Source organism: Oscillospiraceae bacterium (assembly GCA_025758045.1).
GTDB lineage: Bacteria > Bacillota > Clostridia > Oscillospirales > Ruminococcaceae > Gemmiger.
The window spans coordinates 547951-559930 of the sequence record CP107208.1 but is presented as its reverse complement, the minus strand read 5'-3'; the positions used below and the strand labels follow the sequence as shown (position 1 = coordinate 559930).

Genomic DNA, 11980 nt, shown 5'->3' with positions numbered 1-11980 from the left:
ATGAAGCATTTTATCATAACAGTTGATACGGAAGGCGATAATCTTTGGATGTGGCATCCGGGTGATGATATAACAACGGAGAATGCAAAGAGTATCCCTCGATTTCAAAACCTCTGCGAAAAATATGGGCTGATTCCAACCTATCTGACAAACTATGAAATGGCCTGTGATGATAGGTGGGTCACTTATGGAGCTGCAAAAGCGAGAGAAGGAAAATGCGAAATTGGAATGCATATTCATGCATGGAATTCTCCGCCTGAATTTGCGCTGGAAAATAGATACGGCGGGAATCCGTACATTACAGAGTATCCAGAAGAAGTTGCGGCAAAAAAGGTGCAGGAACTGATGAAACTTCTGCAAGAACGCTTTGAGATGAATATTACATCCAATCGTTCAGGACGGTGGGCAACAAATGATGCATATTTTAATATCTTGAAACAGGTAGGAATCAAGGTGGATTGCTCTGTTACACCACAGTTGGATCTTTCGAAAATTCCGGGATATATGAAAAATTGCGGGAATGATTATCGAAAATATCCGCTTAAGCCATATTATCCTGTTGAGGGGCTGCTGGAAGTGCCGATGACGACACGGCATATTCGATGCATGACAGGCGGCTCGTTAAAACATAAGGTCAAGACGGTACTTTTAGGGCAAGAAATATGGCTGAGGCCATTTACAAAATCGATGAAGGATCTGTTGAGACTTACCAGAGCTGTGGAAAAGGATGGGGTAGAATACCTGGAATTTATGGTACATTCTTCAGAGCTTATGGCAGGAGGTAGTCCTTATTTCCGAGATGAAGAGGAAATAGAACTGCTTTACTCGATTTTGGAGAGGTATTTTCAGATGATCGCTGAAAATAAATATCAGGGAATTGGGTTGTCTGACTTTGAAAGGAAGTATAAAAATGCTGAATAAAATCAAAAAAATCTTTACTGATTCGCATAAAGAAGCTCTGAAAGCTGGTATGGTAGAAGGTGAGCGTGTTAGTGTGATGGGGGGGGGTAAACTTTGGCTCGGAACCCTATCTAATCAAGCTAGGAGATGACGTTCGTATTTCGTTTGATGTTACGTTTGTGAACCATGATGGAGGAACATGGGCATTCCGTGACAGGAAAGAATATAGAGATGTAATAAAATACGGAAGAATTGAAGTAGGAAATCGCACATTTATAGGATGCAAATCAATTATTATGCCAGGAGTTCATATCGGGGAACGGTGTGTGATCGGTGCAGGCAGTGTGGTTACAAAGGATGTTCCCGATGGAATGGTAGCATGCGGAGTACCGGCAAAAGTAATAATGACAACAGAAGAATATGCGCTGAAAAGTCTGCATGAAATGGAGCCTTATGATAAAGATGCCTATCAGGCAGACAAAAAAGTCTATTTGAAACAATACTTATTTAAAAAATAAGTGGTTTGTAAAAATGAAATAATGAGAGGAAGTGAAAAAGTGGTAAAAAAGAAAACAATATACTTGTTTTTTGCGGCAGTTGTGCTGTTTGCGATTTTGGAACCGACGGCGTTTATTGGTACGTGGGTACATTCTTTCTGCGGATATATTAGAAGCGCTTCCTTCTTTTGCTGTGTAGTAGTCTATCTTTTGGATCGGCAGTATCAGGAGGTGGAAGGCAATATTATTTTGCTTTTTTTGGTCGTCCTTGGAATTACGACGTTTTCCTATCAGGGAAGTTTGACGGCAGACTATTCCTATCTGTTTCGATGCACATTTACAGGAATCGTGGTTCTTCAGTATTTTATGAAACGGGATCCAACCGGGATCTGCAAAACGATGGGTATAATGCTCTCTGTTTTTTTGCTGCTAGATGCCATGACATTCATCTTGCCAGGATTAGATCTGGGTTATGTAACAGATGAGGTCATAAACTGCTTCATAGGTTCTAAAACGACGATTACATATTACATGATTCCGGCGCTTGCGTTTGATTACACCTATTTGAGCATTTGCCCGAAGAAAGATAAATGGAAAGCAAAATTTTGGCTTTTACTGGCAGTTGGGAGTACGATCGCTTACTTGATGCAAATCTTCATTTCAACGGCGGCAGTTTGTCTGGTGTTGATGATCGGAGCAATGTTTGTTGTATCAAGGTCTAAAATGATCTCAGAAGTTATTGTCGAAAATGGATTCTGGGTTTCTACAGTGTTGATCGTTTTGTTGATGGCAGGTACGTCTGTTGGATTCGTGAACTACTTTGTTACTGCTGTGTTGGGCGAAAGTGGTGACTTTAACGGGCGGACACAGATATGGCAGATGGCATTTATCAAGATTATAAACAGACCATTTTTAGGGTATGGACTTGGCACAAAAGTTTATTTGGCGGTTTGGCAGCCAACAAATAGGAGTGCACATAATTTGTTTGCTGGCATTTTACTTCGTTCCGGCATCCTTGGAATGGCGGCATATTCGTTGATTATTTTTATGTGCTTTAAAACAAATCAGAAGCATAAAAAATATTATTTACAGGGATTTATGCTGATGACACTTGTGGTCATGAATATTATGGGATTTTCAGAAGAATTTATTGGATATTCGATTATTTATTTCTTATATTTGCTTATTGCGGATTCTCACAAGTGTTTGGAAAAAAGACAAGAATATGCCGTTTCTAGCGCGATAAAATAAAGAAAAAAGGGGAGAAAAATGGATCGTAAAATCGGTGTATTAACATTTCATCGGACTTCCAATTTTGGCTCAAGCCTTCAGGCGTATGGTCTGTATGAAAAAATAAGAGATTTGGGGTATTCGTGTGAAATTATTGACTATCGGTGCCCTGCAATCGAAAAAAGAGAAAATCTAAAACCGGAATTAAGACTGTCCGACCCGAAAGGAATCGTTCGTCAGTGTCTTTATGGTCCGGCGATCAAACGAAAAGCCCAAAAGTTGGAGCAGTTTGGGAAAGAAAAAATGATGCTGTCCAAACCATACGAGCCGGATAATATTTGGGAAGCGGAGCCGGATTACAGTAAAATCATTGTAGGCAGTGATATCGTCTGGGGCAGAGATATTACAGAGGATGACTATACTTATTTTCTGGATTTTGTAAGAGATGATTCCAAAAAATATGCATTTTCTTCGTCCGTAGGAAACTGTGACATTCGGGAGAATGAAGAAAAACTTTCTGGATTACTAAAGTCTTTTCAAAGAATTGCAGTTCGGGAAGATGAAGCAGTATCATGGGTGTGGCAAATCTCTGGCAGAGAAGCAGAACAGGTATGCGACCCTACATTGCTCCTGACGACGGAAGAGTGGGAACGAGCGATTCCGCCCAGCAGTTATCCAGAGGATGACTATGTGCTGGTTTATTTCGACAGTGATGACCATAAATGCCTGCATGATGCAATTTCTTATGCGAAGGCAAATAATAAAAAAGTATATTACATCAATTATTACAGACCGGCAAAAAATGCAAAAAATGTAAAGCCCACTTCACTGGAGCAGTTTCTGGGCTTGATCAAACATGCCTCCATGGTCTTTACGGCATCTTATCATGGAATGCTGTTTTCGATATATTTCCATAGACAGTTTTTCTTTTATACGAGAGCCCATAAGTCGAGGGTGATCTCGCTTGCAAAGAGATTGGGTGTTTTGGATCGCTGTGGTGATGAACTGGATGTGAGAGCGTGTAAAAAGATAGATTACGCCATCGTGGACAGAAAACTTCAGGATTTCCGACAGGAGTCGGTTATAGTTTTGAAGGAAATGCTGAAAGCCTGAATAATGGCAACCTAGTTTTTATGTGAGATCAGTAGTATGAGGTTGCAGATTGTAAAATGCCGTTTTGGCTGCACGGAGTTTTGGGAGTACAATAAATAAGTCTAAGATGGAGAAAAAGGATGAGAATAATCAGCTTACCGGAACATAATAGGTGCACCGGTTGCATGGCATGTCTGAGCGCTTGCCCTAAACATGCCATTTCGGTCTCAGAAAATGAGTATGGTGAAGAGTTTCCGAAAATTGACGAATCTTTGTGCATCCGATGCGGAAAATGCCAGAAAGTGTGCCACCTGAACAACAGCTTCTTCCCAGAAAAGCGGGCAGAAGAAGTTTATGCGGCATGGAGCACCGATGCAGACACGCGCAGAAAAAGTGCTTCCGGCGGAATTGCAGCGGAATTGTATCAGTTTGCTCTGAAAAATGGGATGCATGCGTTCGGCGTTAAATTGGACAAAGCGCATGAGGCACATTATTTTGAGGTGCAAAATAAAAAGGATATAGAAGCCTGCCAAAATTCCAAGTATGTATTCAGTAAAATGGGGGATACATATGCATCGATTGCGAGATACTTGAACGCAGGAGAAAATGTTTTGTTTATTGGATTGCCCTGCCATGTTGCCGGTGTTCGGGCATATCTTGGGAAAGAATATGAAAATCTGCTTTTGGTGGACATCATTTGTCATGGAACCTGTTCGGCACGGTACCTGAAGGAACATATCCACAGCATCGAGGAAAAGAAAAACGAAGAAGCAGAAACTGTTTTCTTTCGCGATCCGCAGTACGGAACAAACAGTTTCATTTTTACATTGCGCGGAGGAAATCGAGTCTTTTATTCTGCACCAGTGGAATATCTTGATTCGTATCAGGTGGGATACCATAAGATGCTGACTTACCGGGAAAATTGCTATCATTGCAGATATGCAAGAGCAGAAAGAGTGGGAGATTTGACGATCTCCGATTTCAGCGGGTTAGGCAGACTGGAACCGTGGACAGAGGAGAACAGGTCGGTATCTTGTGTTATCCCATCTACTCCCAAAGGCCGATTTTTGCTGGACACCCTTCAGCAAAAAGAAAAAATCCAACTGTATCGCAGACCTGCCGAAGAGGCATACCGGTTTGAAAAACAACTGCGGGGCCCTTCAGCTCCGAATGTGCACCGAAAAGAGTTTCTCAAGCTATATTCGGAAGGAAACGGATTTGATGCTTCGGTTCAGTGCGCCTGCAAGAAGGAAATGCAGCGCTATTTTGTGATACGTACATTGCATGTGAAGGAAATACGGTTGGCGTGCCGAAAACTGGTGCCGACAAAACTTAAGAAAATAATCAAAAAGGGAGCAAAATATTTTTCCGCGTAACAAATAAGGAAAAGAAATCATGAAAAAAATCAATAATTCGTCAACAAGTAAGGCGTTGTTTAAAAATACCGGTATCATTGCGATCGGCCAGGTCAGTACGAAAATCGTAAACTTTTTGCTGCTGCCGCTGTATACAGCACTGCTGACTACCGAAGAATATGGTCTGGTAGATCTGTTGACTACATATGCGTCACTCATTGCGGTCGTGATTGGTTTGCAAATGAGTCAGGCGGTATTTCGCTTTCTCGTTACCTGCCGGGATGATGAGCATAGACTGAGAGAAATATCTTCTACGGTCATTCTGGAAACCATAGTGATATTTGTTGGATATATCATTGTTTTTTTGCTGGTGCATCCCTTTATCACGATCGATTATAAGTGGTTCTTGTTGATCTATGTGCTTGCATCCATTTTCTTGCAGACTGCTGCTGGAATTGCAAGAGGTTTGGGAAACAACACGGTCTATGCGGCAGGCAACTTTATCTCAGCATTCGTGATGATCGTGCTGAATATCCTCTTTGTTGCAATTATGCGTTTGGGTGTTTCGGCAATGCTCGTGTCGCAGATCGTTGGACCGTTGATCGGCGGCACATACATTTTTGTGTGTACAAGGATCTGGAAATACTTTGACATCAAGGCTGCAAACAAAAAAGATATGAAAATGGTGATGAACTATGCGATCCCGCTTGTTCCGAATGAGCTTTCCTGGACGGTGATCCATTCTTCAGACCGCATGATCATTTCTACATTTGTTTCGATTGCAGCCAATGGACTGATTGCAGTTGCAGCGAAGATATCTACGATTTATACGACATTTTTCTCGATTTTCAATACGTCGTGGACAGAGCAGGTCGTACTTCATTATAAAGATGAAGGCGGACCAGAATATGTCTGTGAGATGTTCGATAAAATGATCACCTTCTTTGCAAGCATTGCAATTGGTATTATCGTATGCATCCCATTGATTTTTACAATCATCGTCAATGAGTCTTTTACAGAGGCGTACGGCTTGATTCCCTGGTATATGATTGCCGTGTTCTTTAACGCAGTGATCGGTATGATCTCGGCAATTTATCTGGTTGAAAATGAAACAAAGCAGGTGGCGTTTTCGACAATGGCTGCGGCTGTGATTAATGTCGTGGTAGACTTTGCACTTGTAAACCAGATTGGAATGTATGCGGCACCGATATCCTCGATTTGCGGATATATGGCAATCAGTTTCTGGCGTCTGTGGGATGTAAACAAGCGTCACTGCCGTATTACGATGTCATGGAAAAAACTGTTGCTGTTGATAGTGATGCTGGCAACTGCAATTGCATCGTACTATTCCGGAAAAATTTGGGCAGAAGTCGCAGGATTGATATTCGTGGCGGCAGTGGCTTTGGCATTAAACTATCGCTTCTTGATGGAGTTTGCAGGAATGTTTAGAAAGGAGCGTGGAGAATCAAAATGATGGTAAAAAGCGGAGTGCTGTCCCAAAACAGAAGCTTTCTGTATGGAATTGCAGCGGTTTTTGTGTTGCTCGTTCATTTTGGAGGGTATCTGCCTTCTGAAACCGGGGGGGGGTATAACAATTCTGAGCAAACTGCTCCGATATGGGCAGTTGGGTGTGCCGATTTTCGGCTTTTTATCTGGAATAAGCTGCTATTATTCCTTGAGCAGAGGAACACCCCGAAGTGTATTCTGGAAGAACAGAATCAAAAGAACGTTCATTCCCTACCTGATTATATCGGGAAGTTGTAATTTTGTTCTGGACATTCTGATAAAACGAGATATCATGGCATTTTTGATGGATGTTTCAACGCTTTCCTTCTGGCTTTATCATCATGGGCCGTGGTATCTGGCAATGCTGATCCCGGTTTATTTGTGTATGCCATGGTATGGAAAAACCATCGATAACACAAAAAATCGAGGAAGAGCAACATTGATCGCTGGAAGCATTTGGCTGCTTCTGGGTGCTGTTCTTTATTATACAAGCCCCGAACTTTATGATCACCTGCATTTGCTGCATCAAACGGTGTTTATTATAATGATTGGATACTGCTGCGGCAAAAAGGTTAGAACCGATATGCCCGTTCCGTTAAGTGGTGTCGTGGCGATATTCATAGTGTACGTTGCACAGGTGGTGTTCCGCAAAGCTGGATTTGGAAGCGACTACACAGAAAATATATTTTTTTCCCTGCTGAGCGTTCCATTTTGCTTTGCGGCATCGTATGCAGTCGATTTTCTTCCGAAATGTGTGGTTGCTTTTTTAAAAAAATTGGGAACAGTTTCGTTGGAATGCTATCTTTTTAATACTTACTTCGGTTTTCTGCTGCGAGAATACCTATTTGTTCGCTTCCCCCAAACAACATTTGCTGGCGGGTCGGTGGCATATATATTTTGTGCCGTGCTCGAAATCCTGCTGGCATTGTCCACAATAAAGATAACGGAGATGATGTATAGAAAAATTAAAACATAATGAAACGATTCTGTAAAAATATGAGGAGAAAACAATGGGAAAGTATTTTGGAACCGACGGCTTCCGTGGAGAAGCCGGTATTACATTAACAGCGGATCACGCCTATAAGGTTGGCCGCTTCTTGGGCTGGTATTATAACGCACTGCGTGAGCGCAATGGTGATACTGACCCTGCTCGCATTGTCATCGGCAAGGATACCCGCCGCAGCTCCTATATGTTTGAATATAGTCTGGTTGCAGGTCTGACTGCTTCCGGCGCAGACGCCTACCTGCTGCACGTCACTACTACGCCCAGCGTGGCTTATATTGCTCGTGTGGATGACTTTGACTGCGGCATCATGATCTCCGCCAGCCACAATCCGTACTACGACAATGGCATTAAACTGATTGACTGCTACGGCGAAAAAATGCCGGAGGAGACTCTGCTGTTGGTGGAGGATTATATCGATGGCAAGCTCCATGTCTTTGATAAGGACTGGCCGGAACTGCCCTTTGCACACCGTGAGCATATCGGCTGCACGGTGGACTACGTGGCTGGCCGCAACCGCTACATGGGTTACCTGATCTCTCTGGGCATCTATTCCTTCAAGGGTGTCAAGGTCGGTCTGGACTGCGCCAACGGCAGTTCTTGGAACATCGCGAAGAGCGTTTTCGATGCTCTGGGTGCAGATACCTACGTTATCAATAACAAGCCGAACGGTCTGAACATCAACAACAATGCTGGCTCCACCCACATCGAGGGTCTGCAGAAGTTCGTAGTGGAGAAGGGCTTGGATGTTGGCTTTGCCTACGATGGTGACGCCGACCGCTGCCTGTGCGTGGACGAGAAGGGTAATGTCATCACTGGCGACCATATCCTGTATATCTATGGCTGCTATATGAAAGAGCGTGGCAAGCTGCTGACCAATACTGTGGTTACGACTGTCATGTCCAACTTTGGTCTGTACAAAGCGTTTGATGAGCAGGGCATTGGCTACGCTAAGACTGCCGTTGGCGACAAGTATGTCTACGAGTACATGGCCAAGAACGGCTGCCGTATCGGTGGCGAGCAGAGCGGCCATATAATCTTCTCCAAGTACGCCAGCACCGGCGATGGTATCCTGACCAGCCTGAAGATGATGGAAGTCATGCTGGCTAAGAAGAAGCCGATGAGCGAACTGGCGGCACCGCTGAAGATCTATCCGCAGGTGTTGGAGAATGTTCGTGTGACCGATAAGAAGGCTGCACAGAATGATCCTGCTGTGCAGGAAGCCGTGTCTAAGGTTGCTGAGGCACTGGGCGATACTGGTCGTATTCTGGTGCGTGAATCCGGTACTGAACCGGTGGTGCGTGTCATGGTGGAAGCACCTGACCATAATACTTGCCAGAAGTATGTTGATGAAGTGGTCAATGTAATCTGCGAAAAGGGATATAAGGCATAAAGTCAATGACGACTCTGGCAGTTCCCAGAGTCGTTTTGCATAAAAGGGAAAGGATAATAGATTAAATAACGGGAGGGATAAACCTATGTGTGGAATCGTTGGTTTTACAGGAAATCGACAAGCAGCACCGATCCTGCTGGATGGTCTGTCAAAACTAGAATATAGAGGATATGACTCGGCCGGACTGGCTGTCCGTGACGGAGAAAATCTGGCACAGGTCGTGAAAGCGAAGGGACGCCTGTCCAATCTGATCGAGAAAACAGATGGCGGCAAGGCATTGAAAGGAACCTGTGGTATTGGTCATACTCGTTGGGCAACTCACGGTGAGCCGAGCCAAACCAATGCACATCCGCATGTTTCAGGTAACTGTACCCGTTCTGGTTCCGGCACAGTGGAGTCTGAGGTCGTTGGCGTACATAACGGCATCATCGAGAACTATACCGAACTGAAAGAAAAGCTGCTGAAGCACGGTTATACATTCTATAGTCAGACGGATACGGAAGTGGTCATCAAGCTGGTGGACTACTATTATAAAAAGTACAACCTCGGTCCTATTGATGCCATTGCCAAGACGATGGTTCGTGTGCGCGGTTCCTATGCGCTTGAGCTGATGTTCCGTGATTATCCGGGCGAGATCTGGGTGGCACGTAAGGATAGCCCGATGATCATCGGCATTGCGGATGGTGAGACCTATGTGGCTTCGGATGTCCCGGCAATTCTGAAATACACTCGCAACGTGTATTACATTGGCAACCTTGAGTTCGCAAAACTGACTCCGGGTGAAGCTCATTTCTATGACTTGAACGGTGATGAGATCGAGAAGCAGACCACTGAAATCAAGTGGGATGCCGAGGCTGCCGAAAAAGGCGGCTTTGAGCATTTCATGATGAAGGAAATCCATGAGCAGCCGAAAGCTGTTCAGGATACCATTAACTCCGTGATTAAAGACAGCGCCATCGACCTGTCTAGCATGGAGATCACCGAGGATGAAATCAAGAACTTCGAGCAGATCTATATTGTTGCCTGCGGCTCCGCATGGCATGTGGGCATGGCTGCTCAGTATGTACTGGAAGATATGGCCGATATTCCGGTGCGTGTGGAACTTGCATCTGAGTTCCGTTATCGTAAGATGCCGCTCAACCAGAAGGCACTGGTGATAGTTGTCAGCCAGTCTGGGGAGACAGCAGATACACTGGCAGCACTGCGTATGGCAAAAGAAAAGGGCATTACCACAATGGCAATCGTCAATGTAGTGGGTAGTAGTATTGCCCGTGAAGCAGACAAGGTGTTTTACACACTTGCTGGCCCTGAAATTTCTGTTGCTACGACCAAGGCATACAGCGCACAGCTTGCGGCCATGTACTGCTTGGCTGTTCAGTTCGCAAAGGTGAGAGGAAAAATCACGGAGGAGCAGTACAGCTACTATATTTCTGAACTTCTGACTCTCCCGGAAAAGATGCAGAAAGCTCTGGAAGATAAGGAACGCATCCAGTGGTTTGCTGCGAAGTATGCCAATGCACACGATGTGTTCTTCGTTGGCCGTGGCATTGATTATGCAGTCTGCTTGGAAGGCAGTTTGAAACTGAAAGAAATCAGCTATATCCATTCCGAAGCATACGCTGCGGGCGAATTGAAGCACGGAACCATCAGTCTAATCGAGCAGGGAACACTGGTCATCGGTGTGCTTACCCAGAGCGAACTCTACGAAAAGACTATCAGCAATATGTTGGAGTGCAAGAGCCGTGGAGCGTATCTGATGGGGCTCACTACTTATGGTAAGTATGAAATTGAAGATCAGGTAAACTTCACGGTATATGTTCCAAAGGTGGATGAGCACTTCGTTGGTAGTTTGGCAGTGATTCCGCTGCAGTTGCTTGGGTACTATGTATCTGTTGCAAAGGGACTTGATGTTGATAAACCGAGAAATCTTGCAAAGAGCGTTACTGTAGAATAAATAGGGTAAAAGACCATATTTAATTATTGAGATACAAAGCTTAATTTTTTGAAAGAATATATGGTAGAAATTACTGAGAAGCATGTATTTCCAGAGCAATGAGCGAAAGCGAAGATCAATTGATGAAGTTGATATAAGAAAAAACTGGAAAGGAGCAGCTAATGAACCAAGAACTATTTAACCCACAGTCTTCTTACGTAAGTTCCTCCCGAATCATTTACACCCCATCAACCTTTGCCAGAACATCCTTGCTCCATCTGCAGGAGGTAGGTTCTTTGCAGGCTGTTCATCCACATGTATCCCAGAGAGAGAATCTAGTGTCGTTCCTTTGCCTTATCGTTCTGTCTGGCGAGGGAGAACTCTCCTATGAGGAGCAAACATATCATCTGAGCGAGAGAGACTGTGTGTTCATCGACTGCCGGAAAGCGTACAGCCATTCGACCTCAGATGACCTTTGGTCGCTCCAGTGGTGTCACTTCTATGCACCATCTCTTCCTGCCGTATATGAAAAGTATAAAGAGCGTGGCGGATGCCCCGTATTCCACCCGGAGGATATCAAGCCATTCACGGATTTACTTACGGAACTTTATGATCTTGCTTCTTCATCCGATTATATTCGAGATATGCGGATCAATGAGAAGCTGGGAATTTTGCTCACCTTACTGATGGAGCAGTCCTGGCATCCGGAGAGCGTGACGATATCTCGAAAGCGGTTGGAACTGGCAGCTGTAAAGGAGTATCTGGATGAGCATTATACGGAGAAAATCGCACTGGATAATCTGGCTGAGCACTTCTTTATCAATAAGTTCTACCTGTCCAAAATCTTTAGAGAAACATACGGAACAACGGTCAATAACTATCTGATCTCAAAGCGAATCACCAGAGCCAAGCAGCTGCTTCGCTTCACAGATATGACTGTAGATGAAGTTGGTGCTGCGGTCGGCATGAGAGATGCGAATTATTTCAGTCGGATGTTCCGAAAAGTAGAAGGCATCAGTCCAAGAGAATATCGGAAACGGTGGTGACACAGGGGAGACCCTGTGTTTTCCT

11 protein-coding genes and 1 pseudogene are annotated in these 11980 nt (G+C 44.2%); all 12 read left to right on the top strand.

Going from position 1 to position 11980, the window contains the following annotated elements; genetic code table 11:
- The 12 genes and pseudogenes from OGM81_02880 (at position 1) to OGM81_02825 (ending at position 11955) form a co-directional block, all read left to right on the top strand.
- Positions 1 to 921 carry a hypothetical protein gene (locus OGM81_02880; GenBank protein ID UYJ44100.1) on the top strand — a complete coding sequence of 307 codons (921 nt, stop codon included), beginning with the start codon at positions 1 to 3 and terminating at the stop codon, positions 919 to 921.
- A complete protein-coding gene (locus OGM81_02875; GenBank protein ID UYJ44099.1) occupies positions 911 to 1051 on the top strand; it encodes a hypothetical protein in 141 nt (46 codons plus the stop codon). The genes OGM81_02880 and OGM81_02875 overlap by 11 nt, the downstream gene beginning before the upstream one ends.
- Positions 1052 to 1196: 145 nt before the next feature.
- Positions 1197 to 1301: pseudogene (locus tag OGM81_02870) on the top strand (sugar O-acetyltransferase).
- Positions 1302 to 1457: 156 nt separating this feature from the next.
- On the top strand, positions 1458 to 2648 hold the full coding sequence (locus OGM81_02865; protein UYJ44098.1) for an O-antigen ligase family protein: 1191 nt from the start codon (positions 1458 to 1460) through the stop codon (positions 2646 to 2648).
- 18 nt (positions 2649 to 2666) lie between these two features.
- Positions 2667 to 3740, top strand: coding sequence for a polysaccharide pyruvyl transferase family protein (locus OGM81_02860; GenBank protein ID UYJ44097.1), 1074 nt, complete (start codon positions 2667 to 2669; stop codon positions 3738 to 3740).
- Positions 3741 to 3859: 119 nt separating this feature from the next.
- The gene (locus tag OGM81_02855; GenBank protein ID UYJ44096.1) at positions 3860 to 5095 is read left to right on the top strand and encodes a Coenzyme F420 hydrogenase/dehydrogenase, beta subunit C-terminal domain; all 1236 of its coding nucleotides are present in this window, start codon (positions 3860 to 3862) and stop codon (positions 5093 to 5095) included.
- 19 nt (positions 5096 to 5114) lie between these two features.
- On the top strand, positions 5115 to 6548 hold the full coding sequence (locus tag OGM81_02850; protein UYJ44095.1) for an oligosaccharide flippase family protein: 1434 nt from the start codon (positions 5115 to 5117) through the stop codon (positions 6546 to 6548).
- Positions 6545 to 6838 carry a hypothetical protein gene (locus tag OGM81_02845; GenBank protein UYJ45023.1) on the top strand — a complete coding sequence of 98 codons (294 nt, stop codon included), beginning with the start codon at positions 6545 to 6547 and terminating at the stop codon, positions 6836 to 6838. Before OGM81_02850 ends, OGM81_02845 begins: the two co-directional genes overlap by 4 nt.
- Positions 6732 to 7556 carry an acyltransferase family protein gene (locus OGM81_02840; protein ID UYJ44958.1) on the top strand — a complete coding sequence of 275 codons (825 nt, stop codon included), beginning with the start codon at positions 6732 to 6734 and terminating at the stop codon, positions 7554 to 7556. Before OGM81_02845 ends, OGM81_02840 begins: the two co-directional genes overlap by 107 nt.
- 34 nt (positions 7557 to 7590) lie before the next feature.
- A complete protein-coding gene (gene glmM / locus OGM81_02835) occupies positions 7591 to 8976 on the top strand; it encodes a phosphoglucosamine mutase (protein UYJ44094.1) in 1386 nt (461 codons plus the stop codon).
- 85 nt (positions 8977 to 9061) lie between these two features.
- Positions 9062 to 10930, top strand: a complete 1869-nt coding sequence (gene glmS, locus OGM81_02830) for a glutamine--fructose-6-phosphate transaminase (isomerizing) (GenBank protein UYJ44093.1) — start codon at positions 9062 to 9064, stop codon at positions 10928 to 10930.
- A 161-nt stretch (positions 10931 to 11091) separates the two neighbouring features.
- Entirely contained in the window at positions 11092 to 11955 is an 864-nt protein-coding gene (locus OGM81_02825) for an AraC family transcriptional regulator (protein UYJ44092.1), read from the top strand.
- The last annotated feature ends 25 nt before the right edge of the window (positions 11956 to 11980 follow it).

Coding starts and splice junctions, on each gene's coding strand:
- OGM81_02845 (UYJ45023.1), top strand. CDS start 6,545: ATGATGGTAAAAAGCGGAGTGCTGTCCCAAAACAGAAGCTTTCTGTAT.
- OGM81_02855 (UYJ44096.1), top strand. CDS start 3,860: ATGAGAATAATCAGCTTACCGGAACATAATAGGTGCACCGGTTGCATG.
- OGM81_02860 (UYJ44097.1), top strand. CDS start 2,667: ATGGATCGTAAAATCGGTGTATTAACATTTCATCGGACTTCCAATTTT.
- OGM81_02875 (UYJ44099.1), top strand. CDS start 911: ATGCTGAATAAAATCAAAAAAATCTTTACTGATTCGCATAAAGAAGCT.
- glmS (UYJ44093.1), top strand. CDS start 9,062: ATGTGTGGAATCGTTGGTTTTACAGGAAATCGACAAGCAGCACCGATC.
- OGM81_02850 (UYJ44095.1), top strand. CDS start 5,115: ATGAAAAAAATCAATAATTCGTCAACAAGTAAGGCGTTGTTTAAAAAT.
- OGM81_02825 (UYJ44092.1), top strand. CDS start 11,092: ATGAACCAAGAACTATTTAACCCACAGTCTTCTTACGTAAGTTCCTCC.
- OGM81_02880 (UYJ44100.1), top strand. CDS start 1: ATGAAGCATTTTATCATAACAGTTGATACGGAAGGCGATAATCTTTGG.
- glmM (UYJ44094.1), top strand. CDS start 7,591: ATGGGAAAGTATTTTGGAACCGACGGCTTCCGTGGAGAAGCCGGTATT.